This is a genomic window from Streptomyces sp. NPDC054841 (genome assembly GCF_053611045.1).
In genome coordinates, this window is record NZ_JBSGZO010000124.1 from 1 (window position 1) to 19,839 (window position 19,839).

Genomic DNA, 19,839 nt, shown 5'->3' on the forward strand with positions numbered 1-19,839 from the left:
GGGGCGCCGTGGGCGTCAGCCCAGGGCCGCCAGAAGCCATCGCTCGGCCAGGCTCCCGAACGCGTGCGTCCGGCTCATGGAACACAACCCGGATCGGCTGCACGACTTGTTGTCCGAGGCGCGCTGGAAGTCGCTGTCGTACGGAAAGTCGCTGTCGTGCCGACATTGCGCTGTGCCAAGATCCGGCGCATGTCAGTTCGATATCCACGCCCTTTGTGCCCCTGTGACCGTGTCGGCATCACCTCTCCGTCGAGCGGAGTCGCCAAAGAGCTGCTCGAGCGCCTCCATGTCGCGATCCGTGATGTGGAAACGCGTGGGTACGAGGTGGTCGTCGGGCGGTGCATGGACGGCGCGGGACATGTCAGCGCTTCGGCGCCCGACCGCGCGGACGAGCTGATGTCGATGCTGACGGATCCCGGCATCAGGGCCGTGGTGCCCCCGTGGGGCGGGGAGACGGCGATCGACCTGCTGCCCTTGCTCGACTGGGACCGGCTGCGTGATGCCGAGCCGACCTGGCTCGTCGGGTTCTCCGACATGTCCACCATCATCACGCCGCTCACGCTCCTGACGGGGTCGGCGACCGTGCACGGCAACAACCTCATGGACACTCCCTACCGGGTGCCCGAGGGGCTGCTGTCGTGGCTCGACATCGTTGCTGCGCCGCAGGGACACCGGTTCACGCAGACTCCGCCCAACCGCTACCGCTCCGCAGGCTGGGACGACTTCGGTGCCCTGCCCGAGATACGTGAGTACACGCTCGACGCACCGGGCACATGGACCAGGCTGGACGGCAGTGGCGACGTGGAGGTCGAAGGGCGGCTGATCGGGGGCTGTATCGAGACGCTGTGCAATCTCACGGGGTCGCCCTACCTCGACGTCTCGGCCTTCGCGCGGGCTGTGTCCGCAGACGGGCTGCTCGTCTATGTCGAGGCCGCCGGCGACGACGCCTTCACCATCTGCAGGAACCTGCACGGTATGAGACTGGCCGGCTTCTTCGACTAGGCGAACGCGGTCCTCGTCGGCCGGACCTCGGCACCCGGCGCCGGCTCGTTCACCCAGCACCAAGCCGTACTCGACGCACTCGGCCCATTGAACGTGCCGATCATCGCCGACGTGGAGTGCGGGCACGTCCCGCCGTACATGCCGATCGTGAATGGGGCGCACGGCCGCGTCGTACACACGTCAACCCGTAGCGAACTCACCCAGACCCTGGGCTGAGTGCGGATCCATACCCAGGCGTCCCATCGGCCGGCCGAGCGCGGAACCGGCCCGGCAGAGGCCGAACCCGATACTCGACGGCCACCGGGACCGGCCGGACGGTCCGGCCCGCGTCGCGGCTGAAAGGCGCTCCTGAACGGGCACACTCCAGGCAGCCGGTGCGGCCGGCGCCCCCGGACGCACCGGCTCCCCACGACACAGCACCGTACGAGCAGGAAGGCTGAAGGCCGACGTCATGACCGACGAACTCACCGTGAGCGTCCTGGGCACCGGAATCATGGGGGCCGCGATGGCCCGCAACCTCGCGCGGGCCGGACACACCGTCCGCGTATGGAACCGCACCCGGGCCAAGGCCGAGCCGCTGGCCGCGGACGGCGCGCACATCGCCGACACCCCCGCCGAAGCCGTGCGGGATGCCGATGTCGTCCTCACCATGGTCCACGACGGCCCCGCCGCCCTGGAGACCATGCGGCAGGCCGCCCCCGCCCTGCGCCCCGGCACCGCCTGGGTGCAGTCCACGACCGCCGGGCTCCAGGCCGTCCGCGAACTGGCCGACTTCGCCCGAGAGCACCAACTGGTCTTCTTCGACGCACCCGTCCTCGGTACCCGCGAGCCCGCGGAGGCCGGGCAACTGGTCGTCCTGGCCGCAGGCCCGAGCCGGGGCCGGGAGGCCGTGGCGCCGGTCCTCGACGCCGTCGGCGCCCGCACGGTGTGGACCGGCGACGACGGTGCGACGGGCAGCGCCACCCGCCTCAAGCTCGTGGCCAACAGCTGGGTCATCGCGGCCACCACCGCGGCCGGTGAGGTCCTGGCCCTGTCCAAGGCCCTCGGCGTGGACCCGAAGAGCTTCTTCGACCTCATCGCCGGCGGCCCGCTCGACATGGGCTACCTGCGCACCAAGGCCGCCCTCGTCCTGGAGGACCGCCTGTCACCGGCCGGCTTCGCGGTCGCCACCGCCGCCAAGGACGCTCGTCTGATCGTCGAGGCCGGCCAGCAGCACGGCATCCGCCTCGACGTGGCCGCCGCCGGCGCCGAACGCCTCACCCGCGCCGCCGCCCAAGGCCACGGCGACGAAGACATGGCCGCCGCCTACTACGCCAGCTTCGACGAACCCCACAATCCCTGACCGCGACCCCGCACACTTCCACCAGCTGTACTCGCATCGGTCCGCCGCGCAGCTCGGCCGGGCCGTCGGGCCCGATGAAGGCACCGCCCTCCATATGCGGGGCGGTCGCCGCGTACGACTGCTGCCACGCGCCGCGGGCCGGGGTCTGGGCGAACAGCGGGTTGCCAATGCGGCCGAGCACCACCCGCCGCAGGCCGATCGGCGCACCTGTCTGCAGGTTGGTGGCGGTATCGCCGGGATGGGCGAGCAGGCTGCGCACCGCGCTGCAACGGTGGAGCGGCAGCGACGGCGCCGAGGACCACGCCGAACTGATCGAACGGGCCTTCGCCGTCATCGCCCCGGCATTGGACACCGTCGAGCGGTAACAGCCCGCAGACCGCCGGCGGCGACCGGCTGTCCAGCGGCCGCCGCGAACGGGCGCTTCTGCACGATGCGCCCGTCGGCGAAGGAACCACACGGCCGATGTCGGCGTCCGACCAGGGCTGACTCGTCAGCCGGGCGTCGCCACGTGCGTGGACTACACCGCACACCCCGATCACTCCTTGGCGTGATCACCGGCAGGCGGTCAACGGCGTGCTGTGGCGGCTACGCGGGGCGATCCGAGACCCTCTCAGCCGCACTACGAAAACGATGGCGGCGATGGCGGCGACTACGCCGAGGACGTCCGTGACCATGCCGACGCGCAAGGCGCCCCTGACCGGTTCCACCTGCTCGGCCCGCCCGTACAGGGCCTGGGCCCAGCGGTTGGCAACGGTCCACGACACGAAGGTGAGCCACCACCCGATGACCCACAGCCGGGAGTGACCGCGAGCGGGGTCCTCGGGCCTGCTCGATGCCCACAGGTCGAGAGCGATCAGGAACGGGACCCCGAGGTTCACAACAGGGACGAACCAGCCGGCCAGAGCCCAATGACGACTCTGCCACCACCGTCGACGGGGAAGAAGAGAGCCGGCCCGCTCCCACGCCTGCACGAACCACAGCACGAAGAGAAGACCCGCTCCCGCAAAGGCGGCCACTTGGGCACCCGCGAAGTTGCCCACCCACATCTCGGCGCGCAGGACGGGCTCGCCGTGCGACATGTGCCCCAGCACGGTGTGCAGGCGAAGCTGGGCCACCAGGTGGGCCACGGCGAGGGCGATGTTCACTCCGAGCGCGGCACACACGACAGCGCTTGAACCCTTGCCCACCAGTACTCCCACGTCGACGGCGGCCGAACCCGGTCGGCTATGGGAGGAGCAATGTATGGGGCCCGGAGCGAGCCCGTCCAGATATGAGCTCCTGCGGCGACGTGCCGCAGTCTCCTGTTCGCGCGGGGCCGGCGCGAGCTGCGCGGGCGCGGGGGCTTCGGCGTACGGCGTGGGCGTGGGCCGGGCAGCGGCGCGGGTCCCGGGTGGTGGAGGCTCCCCGGGACCCGGATCCACGACGCTGCGGGACCTCAGCCGACGGGCTGGGTCTCCTCCGCTCCGGGGTGCGCGAACTGGGTGCGGTACAGCTCCTCGTACCGGCCGCGCGCGGCGAGCAGTTCGGTGTGGGTGCCGCGTTCGACGACCCGGCCGTCCTCGACCACGAGAATCAGGTCGGCGGCGCGCACGGTGGACAGCCGGTGGGCGATCACGACGGCGGTACGGCCCTCCAGTGCCTCGCCCAGGGCTTCCTGGACGGCCGCCTCGGAGGTGGAGTCGAGATGGGCCGTCGCCTCGTCGAGGATGACGACCCGCTGCCGTGCCAGCAACAGCCGGGCGATCGTCAGCCGCTGGCGCTCGCCGCCGGAGAGCCGGTAGCCGCGCTCGCCGACGACCGTGTCCAGCCCGTCGGGCAGAGAGGCCACCAGGCCGTCGAGCCGGGAGCGGCGCAGCGCGTCCCAGAGGTCGTCCTCGGTGGCTCCGGGCCGGGCGAGCAGCAGGTTGGCGCGGACGGAGTCGTGGAAGAGGTGGCCGTCCTGGGTGACCATGCCGAGCGTCTCGCGGATCGATGCGGCGGTGAGGTCGCGTACGTCGACGCCGTTCAGGCGTACCGCGCCGGCTTCGGCGTCGTACAACCGCGGCAGGAGCTGGGCGATCGTCGACTTCCCGGCGCCGGAGGAGCCGACGAGCGCGACCATCTGGCCGGGTTCGGCGCGGAACGAGACGCCGTGCAGGACTTCGGTGCCGCCTCGGGTGTCGAGGGTGGCGACCTCTTCGAGGGAGGCGAGGGAGACCTTGTCGGCGGAGGGGTAGCCGAAGCGGACTGCGTCGAACTCGACGGACACCGGGCCGTCCGGCACCCGGCGGGCGTCCGGCTTCTCGGCGATCAGCGGTACCAGGTCCAGGATCTCGAAGACCCGCTCGAAGCTGACGAGTGCGCTCATCACCTCGACACGGGCGCCGGCGAGGGCGGTCAGCGGCGCGTAGAGACGGGTGAGGAGCAGGGCGAGCGCAACGACGGCTCCCGGGTCCAACTGGCCGCGCAGGGCGTAGTAGCCGCCGAGTCCGTAGACCAGGGCGAGAGCCAGTGCGGAGACGAGGGTGAGGGCGGTGATGAACGCGGACTGGGCCATGGCCGTACGGACACCGATGTCACGCACCCGGCGGGCACGGGCGGCGAATTCGGCCGACTCGTCGTCGGGCCGCCCGAAGAGCTTGACGAGGGTGGCGCCGGGGGCGGAGAACCGCTCGGTCATCTGGGTGCCCATGGCCGCGTTGTGATTGGCGGCCTCGCGCTGCAGCCGGGCCATCCGGGAACCCATGCGGCGCGCCGGGACGACGAACACCGGCAGCAGGACGAGTGCGAGCAGAGTGATCTGCCAGGAGATGGTGAGCATGACTGCGAGTGTCAGCAGCAGGGTGACGATGTTGGAGACGACACCGGAGAGGGTGTTGCTGAAGGCCCGCTGGGCGCCGATGACGTCGTTGTTCAGCCGGCTGACGAGTGCCCCGGTGCGGGTGCGGGTGAAGAAGGCGACCGGCATCCTCTGGACGTGATCGAAGACGGCTGTGCGCAGATCGAGGATCAGCCCTTCGCCGAGGGTCGCCGACAGCCAGCGGGTGAGCAGGCCCAGGCCGGCCTCGGCGACGGCGATCACCGCGATGAGGAGCGCGAGCCGGACGACGGTTCCGGACGCATCGCCGTGGACGATCGCATCCACGACCCGGCCCGCCAGGACCGGGGTGGCCACCGCGAGCAGTGCCGTGACCACGCTGAGCAGCAGGAACTGACCTATCTTCCGGCGGTGCGGCCGGGCGAAGGCGGCGATGCGGCGCAGGGTCACCCGCGAGAAGGGCCGCCGGTCCTGCTGGGCGTTCATTGCACTGTGCAGCGAAGTCCACGCGGTGACTTCCATGTCCATGGGGTGCCTCCGGAATCTGGTGAGCCGGCGCTGGGATCCCGTCGGCCGGCATGGCCCGGGGCGCACTGACCACGCTAAAACCTCAACGAAACTTGAGGTCAAGTGTTTTGCCCCGGCCAGTTCACTCCGACCCACTGCCGAGCCTTCGGGCACCCGCTTCACGGCCCGAGCCACCGCCGGCACCGTCAGCAGCACTCCCGCCCTGTCGCCATCAACGCTGAGGATGTTCGGAGTCGGGCGTGAACGGCTGCGTGCGCGCGATGAGCAGGGCGACGTCATCGGGATCGTCGGGCCGCCGGAGTTCCTGGAGGAGCCGGTCGCAGGTTTCCTCCAGAGAGCGGTCGGGCCTGTCGAGCAGACGGCGGAGGGTTTCCAGGCGTTCGTCGATGGGGTGGTGGCGGGTTTCGACGAGTCCGTCGGTGTACAGGACCAGCCGGTCGCCGGGGCCGAGGTCGATGGTGACGGTCTCGAAGGCGACGCCGCCCACTCCCAACGGGGTGCCGGTGGGCAGGTCGAGCAGCTCGGGAGGTTCGCCGCTGCGCACGAGGGCGGGCGGCAGGTGGCCCGCGTTGGCGATGTGGCACTCGGCGCGGTGTGGGTCGTAGACGGCATACACGCAGGTGGCGATGTAGTGCTCCAGCCCCGAGGTGATCTTGTCGAGGTGCTGGAGAACCTGGGAGGGGTCGAGGTCGAGGTCGGCGAAGGCGCTGGTGGCGGTGCGCAGGCGGCCCATGGTGGCGGCGGCGTCGATGCCGCTGCCCATGACGTCGCCCACGACGAGTGCGGTCCTGTCGCCGTCGAGCGGGAGGACGTCGTACCAGTCGCCGCCGACCTCGTAGGTGGCCTGTGCCGGCCGGTACCGGTAGGCGATCTGCAGGCCGGGAAGATCGGGCGGGCGGTCCGGAAGCAGGCTGCGCTGCAGGATCTCGGCGGCGTTGCGCATGCTCTGGTGCGTGCGGGCGTTGTCGATGCACACGGCGGCCCGGGAGGCCAGCTCACCGGCGAGGGCGAGGTCGTCCTCGCCGAAGGGCAGCGGGTTGCGGGCCCGCATGAGCCCCAGACAGCCGAGGATGTGGCCGCGTGCGGTGAGCGGGGTCAGCATGTACGAATGCACCCCGGCGCGGGCCAGCAGGGTGGCGGCGTGGTCGTCGCGGGCGATGTGTGCCAGGTCGGTCTCATCCGCGCGGGAGATGAGGATCGGGCGGCCGGTGCGTACGCATTGGGTGGCCAGCCGGTCGGCGCCGTAGGCCGCGATGTGGCCGGGCGGGTCGCACGCCTGGACGGCTTCGGTGGGGTAGGCGGCCTTCACCGCGAGGGCGCGGAAGAGAGCGGGGCCGTCCGTGAGGGCTCGGCGGTGCTCGTCCAGGACGGAGTCGAGTACGTCGACCGTGACCACGTCGGCGAGCTCGGGAACGGTGACCTGGGCCAGCTCCCGGGCCGTCTGCCCCACCTCCAGGGTGGTGCCGATACGGGCGGAGCCGTCGGCGATCAGGGCCAGGCGGCGCCGGGCCTCCGCCGCCTCCGTGGCTGCCCGGTACCGGTCGGTGACATCCACCACCAGATCGGCCACCCCGAGAACACGCCCCTGGGGGTCCTCCAGCCGGTACAAGGAGATCGACCAGGCATGCTCGTGCTGCGGATCGGCGGGGCTGCGGCCGACGATGGTGGACTGGTCGACCATGGGGACCCCGGTCCTGAGGACCTCCCGCATGGCGCTCTCGGGCACCTCGAACTTCGCGGAGGTCATCACTTCGCGATAGTGCCGGCCGAGGTGGTCCCTGGCCGGAATGCCGTGTATCCGCTCCAGGGCGGGGTTGACGGCCACGTACCGCAGATCGCTGTCGAGGATCGCCAGCCCGATGGGGGACTGGGAGATCAGCCGGCTGGACAGTGCGACATCCCACTCCACCTCGCGAAGGGTCGGTGAGTCGGTGGCGAGCCCGAGGGCGTAGAAGTCGCCGCGGTCGTCCAGCAGCCGCATGTTGCGCAGTTCCACGAATCGCGTGGTGCCGTCCTTGTGCCGGACGGGGAACGCCCCGGCCCAGCTCTGCCCGGTCTCCATGACCTCGGCGAACTTCTTGATCACCAGGTCCCAGTGCTCTTCGTGGACGAGCAGCGGCGCCGCGTACTGCCCGAGTGCCTCCTTGGCGGCGTAGCCGTACAGGTCCTCGGCCTGCGGGCTCCACAGGACGATCCGCCCGTCGGCGTCCAGCAGCACCGCAGCGACGCCGAGAAGGTCCATGAGCCCGCTCGGCTGCGACGACCTTCCCCGCGGCTGACCGGCATCGGCCGGACGTCCATCGGCTGCGCTCACCCGGGCGCTCCTTCCACCTGGCGGACCACGTGGGCCGTCCCCCGATGCGGTCCGTGGCCCGTCCGCCTACCTGTCGGCTGCCCCCTTTTTCTCCGGTGAGTACTTCTTTTCTCCGGTGAGTACTTCGGCCTCCATGTTCCCCCTGGATCGGCCTGCCGCACACCCCGTGGGTACAGGGCTCGCCGGACCCGGCTGCCGGGCCGCGCGCGGCCCGTTGGACTGAACGAGTGAACAGCGACCGAATACAGGCAGGCCCGGTCACCGGCACCCGGCCGACCGGCGAGTCCGACCCTCGGCTTCCACCGGCCTACGCGGGGAGTTCCTGCACCCGGGTGTCAGGGCTCCGCACGGCGAGGGCCGCGATGTCGTCCTCGAGCCTTCCGCCGCTGTAGTGGATCAGGTCCCGATGAAGCCGGTCGAGCAGCTCGCGGGGCGGCGCCAGGCCTTCCCGCCGCATCCAGTCCGGCAGCGGGAAGAACTCGCCCGCGCGATCCCGTGTCTCCGTCACCCCGTCGGTGTAGAGCAGCAGCTGATCGCCCGGGGCGAAGGCGACGGTGTCGACGGAGTAGTGGTCTCCGATGAGCGTCGCGAGGTGGAGGGGCGGCGAGGGAGTGGTGGGCTCCAGGACGCGGACCTCCCCGCCGTGCACGAGCAGCGGCGGGGGGTGCCCGCAGTTGAGAAGTCTGACGTGGCCGCTGCCGTGCGGGATCTCGACGATGAGAGCGGTGGCGAAGCGCTCCGGCAGGTCCTGGGAGGGGAACGCAGCGCTGTGGCGGATGATGCTGGTCTCCAGGCGATGGCTGATGCCCCTCAGGTCCGGCTCGTCGTACGCGGCCTCCCGGAAGCTGCTGATCACCGCGGAGGCCGCCCCCACCGCGGTCAGGCCCTTGCCCCGTACGTCGCCGATGAGCAGCCGGACCCCGTACGGTGTGTCGGCCGCCTCGTAGAAGTCGCCGCCGATCCGGGCCTGCTCCTGGGCCGCCAGATACAGCGACTCGATCTCGACACCCTCGATGCGCCGCGGCAGGGGACGCAGCAGCACCTTCTGGGCCGCGTCCGCGACGAGCCGCACGTGGAAGAGCATCTCCTCCCGCTGGAGTCGGACATGGCTCGCGTATGCGGCTGCCAAGGTGACCGCAACGATCGCAGCCGCTGTGTACGGCGTCCCCAGGTCGGAGTAGACGAGGCTGAGGCCGATCATGACCAGCAGGCAGAACGTCCCCAGCAGGATCGTGGGGAGCACCGGCCACATCGCGGCAGCGAGGGCGGGCGCGGCGGGCAGGAGGCGGCTGAAGGCGATCTCCCTCGGTGTGGAGAACGCCAGGCCGGCGATGAGGACGGTGAGGATCACCGGTGACAGCAGAGCAGCTTCCCACCGGCCGCCGTAGGGGGGACGACGGCGCCGCAGCCGTCCAGGCGTGATCACAAAGTGCATCATATCGGGCACAAGTGGGCATTCAGCTCCCCCGGAGTCTTGGCCGTGCGCCCCCGGTTGCTCCGCGATCGCGCAACAATGCACTCCGCCCACTGCGCCGGCCCTCACCACCACCGAGGACGAAGACCTCGACTTGGCCGCCTCGGTGTGTCGTGGGAGGTGCCGCCGGACGGATGAACCCGGCGCTTCTGACGAGCTTGAGAATTGACACTACTCGCGCAATGAGAATTCTTAGGCGCACCAAGAATTCTGACATCGGGCGAGGAATTATGCTTTCCATTTCGAAGTGGGGTGTGGTGGCGGCAACCGCGTTGTCGCTCGCGACTCTCGCGGGTTCCGCTTCTGCGTCCTACGCCCCCATGGTTCGGGGCGGGGATGTCAAGCCCACGGAGGTCATCAGCCTGACGTCGACGGGCACGGGAACCACGGTGGTCGACAACGGGACGCCCGGACCAGGGGTCGGCGATCAGATCATCCTCACCGCGAACCTCTTCCGCAGGGGTGTCGGCTATGGCACCGAGGGAGCGGTGTGCACCCGAGTGGCGGCGCGAACCAGTCTCTGCACAGGCACGTTCAGCCTTCCCCGGGGGCAGGTGACGTGGCAGCACGTGCAGACCACCCCCGTCGGCACCCCGCCCAGCGACTTCGACATCGCCGTCACCGGCGGCACCGGCGCGTATGCCACCGCCCGTGGCTACGGCCACGTCGCCCGCGTCTCCGACGGGGGCGGAGGCTTCACCCTCTACCTCTTGCGCTGAATCCTCTCCTCACAGCAGGCCAAGGGCTGAAGACGTCCGGTCCCCCGGGTCGTACTACAGGGACCCTGCCTTCAGGTGCCTTCTCAGTGCGCGATGCCGTCGATCAGGTCGCGCGCTCCCTGGCGGAGGAGCGCGACGGCGACGGAGGTGCCCAAGGTGGCCGGATCGAGGCGCCCGGCCCACTCGTGAGCGTTGAGGACCGACTTGCCGTCCGGGGTGAACACGCACGCGCGCAGCGAGAGATCACCGCCGCGTTCAGCCTTGGCGTAGCCGGCGATGGGGCTGTTGCAGTGGCCTTGGAGGACGTGGAGGAACATACGTTCGGCGGTGTCCGCACGCCCATCTCACCGGTGTGACACACAGCTTGGCGATGCTCGGGCCGGTGTGCGAGGAAGTCGTCGACGCGGCCCTGGCGGCCTGTGAGCCAGGCAGGCGGCGCTTTGCGGGCGGGCCACTCCCCTACGTCGAGTACGACGCCGGCGGCACGCCCTGGTGGGGGCACATGGAGCCGGTCGCGGAGAACCTCGCCTCGCGGCTCTCCTTTTCGATACCACCGGGGAGCTCGATTGTCGAACGGGCAATCGGGTGAAGAAATTTACCGTCTCGCGAGATTCCCGCGCCGGGCCACGGCATCCCAAGGAAATGGGGACGGAACAGGGCGCCCTCCGCCAGGACCGGGGATTGTGGAACCGTGCACCCATGGCTCCTCGGAGCCGCGCCGCGCTGACACGACGGGCTCGAGTGGCAACCCGTCGGTGGCCGGTGGAGACTGACAGCCCTGGCCCTGTGACCAGGGAAGAGCTCACAACCTCGTGGCTTCCGGATTGCTGGCTCCCACTGTCGTCGGAGCGCGGAGGCACCGGGTGCCCGGCCAAAGTGGCCGATGGTGTCTCGACATTTCCGCAAGGAGTTCACATGGTGGAGAAATCTGTCGAGGTGTTGACGCCCGGGCCGGATGAATCCGCGCTCGCCAAGCGCGGTGACGCCGGCCCGGTGACGGACGCCGAGAGCAATCTCGCGGCGGTACTGGCCGGCGTCCTGTGCGTCGAGCAGGTGTCGGTCGACAGTCATTTCTTCGATGACCTCGGGGCCAACTCGCTGCTGATGGCCCAATTCTGCGCAAGGGTCAGGAAGCGGGCAGATCTGCCGTCGGTGTCGATGAAGGACATCTACCAGTACCCGACGGTCCGGGATCTGGCGACGGCGCTCGCGGACACAGCCCCTCCCCCTGGCGAGTCGCCGGTGCCGGCAGTGCCCGAGGTGGTGACACCTGCCAGCACACTGCGGTTCGTCCTCTGTGGTGTCGTGCAACTCCTGGTCTTCCTGGGGTACTCCACCGTCGCCGGATTCGTCACTGCCCGGGGATTCGAATGGGTCGCCGACGGATCGGACCCGGTCGACATCTATCTGCGGTCCGCCCTCTTCGGCAGCGCCGGCCTGCTCGCCATGTGCATATTTCCGATCGTGGCCAAATGGATCCTCATCGGCCGGTGGAATCCCACCGAGTTCCCGGTATGGGGTCTGACCTATCTGCGCTTCTGGACCGTCAAGGTTCTGATCCACGCCAACCCGATGGTCTTCTTCATCGGAAATCCCCTGTACGTGCTGTATCTGCGGGCCCTCGGCGCACGGATCGGCAAGGGCGTCACGATCCTGTCCCGCACCGTGCCGGTCTGCACCGACCTCCTGACGATCGGCGCAGGTACGGTGATCCGCAAGGAAGCGTTCTTCCTCTGCTACCGGGCACATGCCGGACGTATTCAGACCGGTCGGGTCGCGATCGGTCAGGACGTCTTCATCGGCGAGAAGACCGTACTCGACATCGACACGTCGATGGGTGACGGGTCTCAACTCGGCCACACGTCAGGGCTGTACAGCGGCCAGACGGTGCCGGCCGGTGAACGGTGGCACGGTTCACCGGCCCAGCCCACGGACGTCGACTACGTGAGGGTCGAGCCGACGGCCTGTGGCGCGCTGCGCCGGGCCGGCTACGGCCTCGTCACCGTGCTTCAGACGTTCCTCCTGTACACACCGCTGACCCTCGGCGGCGCGTACGTGGTGCTGACCGCGGTTCCGGCATTCGGCAGGATGCTGGCTCCCGGCAGGGTCGACCTGTCGGCAGCGCCGTTCTACATCGACGCGCTGGTCCTTTCTGCCGTGTTCTTCTTCGGAGCGGTCGTCGTGGGTCTGGCTGTGGTGTTCACCGTTCCACGTCTGCTGAACCTGGTGGTCAAGCCGGACAAGGTCTACCCGCTGTACGGCCTCCAGTACTCGGTGCACCGCACGATCGCTCGCATGACCAACATCAAGTTCTTCAAGTGGCTGCTCGGCGACAGTTCCTACATCGTCTACTACCTGCGCGGACTCGGATACGACTTGTCCCGGGTCGAGCAGACCGGGTCGAACTTCGGCACGGAGGTCCAGCACGAGACGCCGTATCTGAGCTCCGTCGGCAGCGGGACGATGATCGCAGACGGGCTCTCGATCGTGAATGCGGACTTCTCGAGCACGTCGTTCCGTGTGTCCCGGGCCTCGATCGGGGCACACAACTTCCTTGGCAACAACATCGCCTACCCTTCGGGGGCCAGGACGGGCGAGAACTGCCTGCTCGCCACGAAGGTGATGGTTCCGCTGGACGGCGAACTCCGTGAAGGGGTCGGGCTGCTCGGCTCGCCCTGTTTCGAGATACCCAGGTCGGTGGAGCGCGACTCGCGCTTCGACCATTTCCGGACCGAGGACGCACTGCGACGCAATCTCGCGGCGAAGAACCGCTACAACATTCGCTCGATGGTGTACTTCCTGTTCGCGCGATGGCTGTACGTGTTCGTGATCACTGCGGTCGGCCTCGCGGCCGTCGACTTCTACGGCTTTGTCGGAGCAGTGGTGATCGCCGCGTATCTGGCCTTTTCACTCGCGTTCTCCGCCCTCTACTACGTCCTGGTGGAACGCGGCATCCAAGCCTTTCGCGGGCTACGACCGCAGCTGTGTTCCATCTACGAGCCGTACTTCTGGTGGCACGAACGCCTCTGGAAGGTCCCCGACGAATACCTCGAAATCTTCAACGGCACACCCTTCAAGAACGTGATCTGGCGGCTCCTGGGGGTCCGGCTCGGCCGCAGGGTGTTCGACGACGGCTGCTATCTGACGGAACGGATGCTGACCACCATAGGCGACGACTGCATGCTCAATGCGGGGAGCAAGATCCAGTGCCACTCCCAAGAGGACGGCACCTTCAAGTCCGACTACAGCACGATCGGTGACGGATGCACCCTCGGCGTCGGCGCTCACGTGCACTACGGCGTGACGATGGGCGACGGCGCGGTGCTCGCACCTGACTCCTTCCTGATGAAGGGTGAGGAAGTCCCCGCTCGCGCCCGTTGGGGCGGGAACCCCGCGACAGAGTCGGAGAGGCCCACCGTCAACCCGCAGCAACTCGACAACACCGAGGCAACGAACGCGGTGATCACATAGCGGCCGAGGGGCTCGGCCGGCGCGTCCGGGTTCTGTCGCCGCATTCTTCGCCCGGCCAATCACTCGTCGCCCACGGGCGTCACAACGTCACAACGGGACTACGTCACAACGTCACAACGGGGACACCGTCCCGGCGTTCGGCGAGCAGCGCTGCGACATGATCGGCGCAGCGGAGGGCCGCCTCGGTCATGGCGCTTCTGGTCATCCCGGCAACATGCGGAGTGAGCAGAGCGTTGGGCAGGCCGAAGAGCGGAGACGCGAAGGCGGCGTGCTCATGCTCGAAGGTGTCGACAGCGGCGGCCGCCGGCGGATGTCGCGGGTCGCGTAGCGCGTCGGCCAGAGCCTGCTCATCGACGACCCCGCCCCGGGAAGTGTTGAGCAGGATCGACCCGGGCCGCATCAGCGCCAGTTCCGCCCGGCCGATCAGCCCTCGGGTCTGCGCGGTGAGCGGGAGGTGCAGGGACACCACGTCGCTGGTGGCCAGGAGGGCGCCGAGGGATTCCGCCCGGGGCACCGCCGCCCCTGCCGGGCGCCGCGAGAAGCCCTGGACAGCCATGCCCAGGGCGCGTGCCCGGTCTGCCAGCGCCCGGCCGATCCGGCCCCAACCGACGATGCCCAACGTCAGCTCCGAGAGCTCGACCACGGGGGCGGTCGGCGTGCTCCAGCGGCCTTGGTGCGCTGCCTCGTTGTGCGCCGGCAGGTTCCGGGTCAGAGCGAGCAGCTGGGCCAGTGCGAACTCGGCGACCGCGTTCGCATTGGAGCCCGGCGTATGGGTGACGGTGACGCCGTGGCGGGCGGCGGCGGCCAGGTCCACATGATCGGTGCCCGCCCCGGCGCGACCGACGACCCGGAGCCGGTTGGCCAGTGTCGGGCCGGTCGTCGCTGCGAGGAAGCCGGCACGCAGCGGGACACCCGCGCGGGACTTGACCGCGTGGTAACCGAGCCCGCCCCCGATGAACTCGGAGATCAGGGCCGACTCGTCGAAGGCATCGAAATCGGTGAACTCCACTCGGTCCGCCCAGACTGCCCGCGCGCTCGCCTGGTCGGTGACCCGCCGGAGGTTCAACGTGACAGCCAACCCGTGTCCGAGCAGGCGCTCCAGCTCAAGATCGAGCAACTTCCCGGGAGCCGCGTCCAGCAGCAAGATGCGCATCTGCCCCACAGCCCCCCCCTTTCCCTGTGTACGGACCTTACGAGATCCAGACACCGGCGGTGAAACGCAAGGCCCAGGCGTGCCGACGCGATGCTGCTGGGCGGCGCCGACGACGCGGCCTCCTCCGCCGCCGGTGAACCGCACGGCTCCAGGGGCGCAGGGGTGTTTCCGCCCGAGGCGAACGGCCACCGCCTTGCCCGGCCCGCCGTAGCGAGTAATGCTGATTACATGCTTACAAAGGAACAGCGCGAGAAGCTTCGCGGCTGGTTCGCCGGCCGCCTGCCGGAAGACGTCTACGAACGCCTGCTGGATGTGACGGTGGACCGCGAGGAGATCACCGTCATCGGGCGTATCCCCGCACCCCACCTTGCCGAGGACGTCTCGCCCGCCGAGAAGGAGGCGGCCGTCCAGGGACGCATCCAGGAGTTCCGGGAGCGCACCCGCGACGCGCGCATCGCCGTGGCCCGCGAGGCCGAACAGCGCTTCGACAAGAAAGTCTCATGGGGCGTGGAGTGCGACGGAACCCGCGCCTTGTTCACCCATGTCGCGGCCCCGGTCATGACCCGACTGCGGCAGAGCGAGCGCCAGGTCCTGGACACCCTGATCGCCGGCGGTGTGGCCCGCAGCCGGAGCGACGCGCTCGCCTGGTGCGTCCGTCTCGTCCAGCAGCACACGGACGACTGGCTCACGGACCTGCGCGAGTCCCTGGAACACGTACAGCGCGTCCGGGCACAGGGCCCGGACGCGGATCGTCCACCCACGGAGCCAACCGCATGACTCAACCGCCTCGCGCCAGCTCCCGTTCGGCGACCGCCCGGAAGCCGTGCGGCGGGCGGCCGGTGAGGCGCTGGACGGTGTCGGTGGTCCGGTCCTCGGCTCCCTCGGCGATGGCGCGGTCCATGCCGGCCAGCATCGTGGCGAACTCCAGCGGTATCACCGCCGCCAGGCGGTCACGCATGTCGTCGTAGGTCAGGTGGCGGTGGACCACGGGGCGGCCGGTGACCTCGGTGACGATTGCGGCGATGTCGTCGTGGCTGAGCGTCTCCGGCCCGGTCAGGACCAGGTCGGTGTTGGGCGCTTGACCGTCGGTCAGGGCGCGTACGGCGACGGCGGCGATGTCGTCGGCGTCGACGAATCCGACCCGGCCCATCCCGGCGGCGGTCCAGATGATGCCGTCGTCACGGATGCTCTCGGCGTGGGCGTGGGCGCCGGTGAAGTTCTGCATGAACCAGGAGGGGCGCAGGACCGCCCACTGGTCGAACAGGCCGGGCATGGCCTGGTGCACCGCTCCCACCGCCGGGCCCCCTTCGGTGATGGCCGAGGAGCTGAGGAGCACCGCGCGGTGCACGCCGGCGGTGCGGGCCTGTTGGAGGAAGGGCAGCATGACGGCGGCCGGGTCCGGGTCGCCGACGGGCGGGACGAGGTAGACGATGTCGGCATCGCTGAGGGCATCGCGGAAGGTGGCGGGGTCGTACCAGTCGAAGCGGACCGGTTCCGCGCCCGGGAGCGGGGCGGCGCGACGGCTGGCGGCCTTGACGCGGTGGCCGGCGGCGATCAACTGCGCGGTGGTGCGGCTGCCGGTGGCGCCGGTGGCGCCGATGACCAGGGTGGTGCCGGTGGAGGTCATCGGGCGCTGCTCCTGGTGAAGTCCATGCCGGGTTCGTAAACGGCGAGAGGGTTCCAGTAGTCGCGGTAGGAGGTGAAGCGTCCGTCCTGGACGGTCACGACGGCGATGTAGGTCATGTCGAAGGGGGCACCTGTCTCGACCATGCGGCCCACGCCTCGCATCTCGACCACGATGGTCCCGGTGTCGGTGGTCCGGTGGATCCGCAGGTCGGGGAAGTCGTGCAGGTCGATGTGGTCGGGGTAGTCGCGCATGTAGGCGGCGATGGCCTCCCGACCGTGCAGTCGCTCGGGCCAACCCGGGGGCGCGAACGGGAATTCCATGACGCCATGCTCGGCCCAGAGGCCGACCCAGGCGGCAATGTCCTCGTCCAGGAGCAGGCGCAGGCTGTGGCGGTACAGATCTGCCGGTGAGGTGGTTGCGGGCATGACGTTCTCCGTCCCGTACGATACGGACCAGCGGTCCGCTTCTATGAAAGATACGGACCGCCGGTCCGCATCGCAACCGGAGGAACCACATGTCCGAGCGCAAGCCACGCAAGGACGCGGCCCGTAACCGGGCCGCCGCCCTCGCGGCCGCCGACACACTCTTCACCCACTGCCAAAGCCCCGAAGACGTCACCATGGCCGACATCGCGGCAGCGGCCGGCGTCGGCAAGGGAACCCTCTTCCGTGCCTTCGGTGATCGCACGGGGCTGATCCGCGCACTGTACGAGGCGCGACTCGAACCGATCAGACACGCGGTCGAAGCGGGCCCGCCGCCGCTGGGGCCCGCCACCCCACCGCTGGAGCGCGTACCCGCCCTGCTGGATGCCGTCCTGTGCTTCAAGCTCGACAACCGCCACCTCGCGCTCGCCCTGGAGGGCACCGGCACGGACAGCCCCTACCGGACGGACCACTACGAGCGATGGCACACACTGCTCCGGGACTTGCTGGAGCAGATTCCGGGCCTGACCAGCAGCGACTTCACCGCACATGCGCTGCTCGCCGCCACCCGGGCCGACCTCGTCGAATACCTGGCCGGCGGGAAGCGCGTGCCCCGCGAGGACATGCGGGCAGAGCTGGCGACCTTCACCGCCACGATCCTCGGCACCCGTGCACGACGGGAACCGGCCGCCGAGGACTGATCACCGGGCCCCAACCGCCGTCGCCCCTGCCCCTGATGCGCGCACTGTGCGGTGAAGGGGCGAGATGCGATCCCGATGGGGCTCCGCCGTACTGATGGCTTTCGGATCTGATGCGGAGCCGTCGACGCCGTTGATCATCGACATGCAAACGCGCTGCGGCCCGGACACGGCGGCAACGCCCCACACAGGACGGCCTGGTACTGTCCAACGTCCCTGCAGCGCGGCTCTCGTATGGGTGAAACGCAAGTGGAGTCCTTCCAGGGACCTCCTCGTCAAGCCCCGGTTGTCAATTCCGGCCACGTTCCAACTGCAGCGCAACCGCCGTACCCTGCATCACAACAGCCCCCGCCACCGGCACTGGAACCGGCACAGGCATGGGCACAGGCACGCTCACGCATCAGGAGAGCACCATGACATCGACACCCAACGCAACGCTCAGCATCGAATCAACAACTGCGCTGCTGCAGGCAGAGCTTCCCCGGCTGGAGGAGCACCAGCAGGCACTGCAGACGGAACTCGCCACGGTGTCCGAGCGACTGGAATCGGTACGTGCCGCGCTGTCGGCACTGAGCGCACTGTCCGCCACCACCGTCCCGCAGCCCCGCGCCGGCGAGCCGGCCGCCGACGCCCACACTGCAGTGGAAATCCCGGTCGAAGCCGCTCCCGACACCACGCCGGAACCGGCACCGGCCGCCCCCGAACCTGCTTCCGTACCAGCGGATGAATCGACGTCCGAGGCGGAGAAGCAGGCCGGCCCTCGCAAGACCACTGCCACTGCCACTGCCACTGGCACTGGCACCGGGAAGGCCAGGGCCAAGAAGCCTGCCGAGACCGCGTCCAAGCGCCGCCCGGCCAAGAAGACCACCCCGACCAAGGCAGTGAAGACCAAGGAAACGAAGAGCGCAGCACCGGCCGCAGCCGCCCAGGAAACCGGTGGTCTCACCGACCAGGTCATCGCCGTCCTGGCCCGCCATGCCGACACCCCGTTGCGGGCACGGGACGTCGCCCAAGCCCTGGGCCGCGACGACACCACCGCCGGCATCAACACCGTCCGCAGCACCCTCGACCGCCTCATCGCCACTTCCCGGGCCCACCGCGCCGGGCGAGGCCTCTACCAAGCGCCCACCAACTGACCTCACTGTCCCCTTCCCAGGGGATGGCGTTCGACCGGCGACGGACAAGGGGTCGGTGATCGACGCCCGTACCAACACGGGCACCGACACCGTCCCCGTCGGCGACTTCCCCCTGGGAGTGGCGGTTCTTCCGGACAGCTCCCACGTATACGTCGCCAACGCCGGCACGAACGATGTGGCGGTGATCGACACCCGTACCAACACGGCCACCGACACCGTCCCGACAACGGCATGGCAGAGACCGCCCCAGTTCCCGGTGCATCGACCAGGTCGGGGAACCCAGTTGCTCCGTCCGAACGCCCCTGACAGGGTCTTGGCCATGCCTACCTACTCCGCGTATGACGGAACCAAGCTTGCCTATCACCTGTTTGGAAACGGCGCTCCATTGGTCTGCTTGCCCGGCGGGCCGATGCAGGCCTCCGCGTACCTGGGCGAGCTCGGTGGGCTTTCCGCACACCGGCAGTTGATCATGCTGGACCTCCGGGGCACCGGCGAGTCCGGGACACCGGAGGACGCCGCGTCCTACCGCTGCGACCACCTTGTCGAAGACGTGGACGCCCTGCGCGAGCACCTCGGTCTCGAACGGATGGACCTGCTCGCGCATTCCGGCGGCACGAACCTGGCGGCGCTGTATGTGGGCCGTCACCCGGAACGCGTCGGCAAGCTCGCCCTGATCACGCCGAGTGCCATGGCCGTCGGGCTCGCGATCACTGGAGACCTCCGGCGCGAGACGGCGCAGCTCCGCCAGGACGAGCCGTGGTTCCCGGCGGCGTTCGCGGCGTTGGAAGTGATCACTGCGGGCAAGGCGACGGACGACTCCTGGCAGGCCGTCGCACCGTTCTTCTACGGCCGCTGGGACGAGAAGGCTCAAGCCCATCACGCTGCTGAGGACGGGCAGAAGAACAAGGAGGCCGCGGCTGCCTTCGGCGCCGAAGGCGCTTTCGACCCGGACACCACCCGTGCTGCGCTCGCGCTGTTCGGGGCGCCGGTGCTCCTGCTCGCCGGAGAGGTCGATCTCAATTCTCCGCCTCCCGCGATCGCCGAGTTCACCGGGCTGTTCCCGAACGCCGAGCTCGTCATTCAGCCTGGAGCCGGACACTTCCCGTGGCTCGACGATCCCGACCGGTTCGTGGCGACCACCGCGGCGTTCCTGGGC

14 protein-coding genes and 4 pseudogenes are annotated in these 19,839 nt (G+C 69.4%); 10 read left to right on the top strand and 8 right to left on the bottom strand.

The window, feature by feature from the left end:
• Nucleotides 1-189: 189 nt before the first annotated feature.
• From ACWGI8_RS18465 to ACWGI8_RS18475, 3 genes and pseudogenes are all read left to right on the top strand, one after another.
• Nucleotides 190-1,218: pseudogene (locus ACWGI8_RS18465) on the top strand (S66 family peptidase).
• A 166-nt stretch (nt 1,219-1,384) separates the two neighbouring features.
• Nucleotides 1,385-2,344: pseudogene (locus ACWGI8_RS18470) on the top strand (NAD(P)-dependent oxidoreductase); the annotation flags it as partial.
• A gap of 221 nt (nt 2,345-2,565) precedes the next feature.
• Nucleotides 2,566-2,709: a hypothetical protein gene (locus ACWGI8_RS18475; protein WP_453662135.1), complete on the top strand. Its 144-nt coding sequence runs from the start codon at nt 2,566-2,568 to the stop codon at nt 2,707-2,709.
• Between the two features lie 186 nt (nt 2,710-2,895).
• On the opposite strand, the gene ACWGI8_RS18480 is transcribed toward ACWGI8_RS18475, so the two are convergent.
• From ACWGI8_RS18480 to ACWGI8_RS18495, 4 genes are all read right to left on the bottom strand, one after another.
• Nucleotides 2,896-3,531 carry a DUF4328 domain-containing protein gene (locus tag ACWGI8_RS18480; protein ID WP_453662136.1) on the bottom strand — a complete coding sequence of 212 codons (636 nt, stop codon included), beginning with the start codon at nt 3,529-3,531 and terminating at the stop codon, nt 2,896-2,898.
• A gap of 248 nt (nt 3,532-3,779) precedes the next feature.
• Nucleotides 3,780-5,669: an ABC transporter ATP-binding protein gene (locus ACWGI8_RS18485; protein ID WP_453662138.1), complete on the bottom strand. Its 1,890-nt coding sequence runs from the start codon at nt 5,667-5,669 to the stop codon at nt 3,780-3,782.
• Nucleotides 5,670-5,880: 211 nt separating this feature from the next.
• Entirely contained in the window at nt 5,881-7,983 is a 2,103-nt protein-coding gene (locus tag ACWGI8_RS18490) for a SpoIIE family protein phosphatase (RefSeq protein WP_453662140.1), read from the bottom strand.
• Nucleotides 7,984-8,290: 307 nt separating this feature from the next.
• The gene (locus tag ACWGI8_RS18495; protein ID WP_453662142.1) at nt 8,291-9,409 is read right to left on the bottom strand and encodes a PP2C family protein-serine/threonine phosphatase; all 1,119 of its coding nucleotides are present in this window, start codon (nt 9,407-9,409) and stop codon (nt 8,291-8,293) included.
• Nucleotides 9,410-9,687: 278 nt separating this feature from the next.
• On the opposite strand from ACWGI8_RS18495, the gene ACWGI8_RS18500 reads away from it, so the two are divergent.
• Nucleotides 9,688-10,176 carry a hypothetical protein gene (locus ACWGI8_RS18500; protein WP_453662143.1) on the top strand — a complete coding sequence of 163 codons (489 nt, stop codon included), beginning with the start codon at nt 9,688-9,690 and terminating at the stop codon, nt 10,174-10,176.
• An 83-nt stretch (nt 10,177-10,259) separates the two neighbouring features.
• On the opposite strand, the pseudogene ACWGI8_RS18505 reads toward ACWGI8_RS18500, so the two are convergent.
• Nucleotides 10,260-10,514: pseudogene (locus ACWGI8_RS18505) on the bottom strand (hydroxymethylbilane synthase); the annotation flags it as partial.
• Nucleotides 10,515-11,091: 577 nt separating this feature from the next.
• Between ACWGI8_RS18505 and ACWGI8_RS18510 the strand changes: the two are divergent.
• Nucleotides 11,092-13,647, top strand: coding sequence for a Pls/PosA family non-ribosomal peptide synthetase (locus ACWGI8_RS18510; RefSeq protein WP_453662145.1), 2,556 nt, complete (start codon nt 11,092-11,094; stop codon nt 13,645-13,647).
• 103 nt (nt 13,648-13,750) lie between these two features.
• Here the strand turns inward: ACWGI8_RS18510 and ACWGI8_RS18515 are convergent, their stop codons facing one another.
• The gene (locus tag ACWGI8_RS18515; RefSeq protein ID WP_453662153.1) at nt 13,751-14,800 is read right to left on the bottom strand and encodes an NAD(P)-dependent oxidoreductase; all 1,050 of its coding nucleotides are present in this window, start codon (nt 14,798-14,800) and stop codon (nt 13,751-13,753) included.
• Nucleotides 14,801-15,028: 228 nt separating this feature from the next.
• Between ACWGI8_RS18515 and ACWGI8_RS18520 the strand changes: the two genes are divergently transcribed.
• On the top strand, nt 15,029-15,577 hold the full coding sequence (locus tag ACWGI8_RS18520; RefSeq protein ID WP_453662146.1) for a hypothetical protein: 549 nt from the start codon (nt 15,029-15,031) through the stop codon (nt 15,575-15,577).
• 1 nt (nt 15,578) lies between these two features.
• Here the strand turns inward: ACWGI8_RS18520 and ACWGI8_RS18525 are convergent, their stop codons facing one another.
• Both ACWGI8_RS18525 and ACWGI8_RS18530 read right to left on the bottom strand, forming a co-directional pair.
• A complete protein-coding gene (locus tag ACWGI8_RS18525) occupies nt 15,579-16,427 on the bottom strand; it encodes an NmrA family NAD(P)-binding protein (protein WP_453662147.1) in 849 nt (282 codons plus the stop codon).
• Complete coding sequence (locus tag ACWGI8_RS18530) at nt 16,424-16,852, bottom strand: nuclear transport factor 2 family protein (RefSeq protein WP_453662149.1); 429 nt, start codon at nt 16,850-16,852, stop codon at nt 16,424-16,426. Before ACWGI8_RS18530 ends, ACWGI8_RS18525 begins: the two co-directional genes overlap by 4 nt.
• An 89-nt stretch (nt 16,853-16,941) precedes the next feature.
• Between ACWGI8_RS18530 and ACWGI8_RS18535 the strand changes: the two genes are divergently transcribed.
• The 4 genes and pseudogenes from ACWGI8_RS18535 to ACWGI8_RS18550 all read left to right on the top strand — a co-directional run.
• Nucleotides 16,942-17,550 (top strand): TetR/AcrR family transcriptional regulator, encoded by a 609-nt coding sequence (locus ACWGI8_RS18535; RefSeq protein ID WP_453662150.1) that lies wholly within the window; start codon nt 16,942-16,944, stop codon nt 17,548-17,550.
• 410 nt (nt 17,551-17,960) lie between these two features.
• Nucleotides 17,961-18,683: a hypothetical protein gene (locus ACWGI8_RS18540; RefSeq protein ID WP_453662152.1), complete on the top strand. Its 723-nt coding sequence runs from the start codon at nt 17,961-17,963 to the stop codon at nt 18,681-18,683.
• A gap of 118 nt (nt 18,684-18,801) precedes the next feature.
• Nucleotides 18,802-18,897, top strand: a pseudogene (locus ACWGI8_RS18545) (hypothetical protein); the annotation flags it as partial.
• A gap of 105 nt (nt 18,898-19,002) precedes the next feature.
• On the top strand, nt 19,003-19,839 hold an 837-nt coding region (locus tag ACWGI8_RS18550; protein WP_453662154.1), incomplete at its 3' end, for an alpha/beta fold hydrolase.

Excerpts from the sequence above, each read along its gene's own strand:
- ACWGI8_RS18500 (WP_453662143.1), top strand. The coding sequence starts at position 9,688 with ATGCTTTCCATTTCGAAGTGGGGTGTGGTGGCGGCAACCGCGTTGTCG.
- ACWGI8_RS18510 (WP_453662145.1), top strand. The coding sequence starts at position 11,092 with ATGGTGGAGAAATCTGTCGAGGTGTTGACGCCCGGGCCGGATGAATCC.
- ACWGI8_RS18535 (WP_453662150.1), top strand. The coding sequence starts at position 16,942 with ATGTCCGAGCGCAAGCCACGCAAGGACGCGGCCCGTAACCGGGCCGCC.
- ACWGI8_RS18520 (WP_453662146.1), top strand. The coding sequence starts at position 15,029 with ATGCTTACAAAGGAACAGCGCGAGAAGCTTCGCGGCTGGTTCGCCGGC.
- ACWGI8_RS18515 (WP_453662153.1), bottom strand. The coding sequence starts at position 14,800 with ATGCGCATCTTGCTGCTGGACGCGGCTCCCGGGAAGTTGCTCGATCTT.
- ACWGI8_RS18485 (WP_453662138.1), bottom strand. The coding sequence starts at position 5,669 with ATGGACATGGAAGTCACCGCGTGGACTTCGCTGCACAGTGCAATGAAC.
- ACWGI8_RS18540 (WP_453662152.1), top strand. The coding sequence starts at position 17,961 with ATGACATCGACACCCAACGCAACGCTCAGCATCGAATCAACAACTGCG.
- ACWGI8_RS18530 (WP_453662149.1), bottom strand. The coding sequence starts at position 16,852 with ATGCCCGCAACCACCTCACCGGCAGATCTGTACCGCCACAGCCTGCGC.
- ACWGI8_RS18525 (WP_453662147.1), bottom strand. The coding sequence starts at position 16,427 with ATGACCTCCACCGGCACCACCCTGGTCATCGGCGCCACCGGCGCCACC.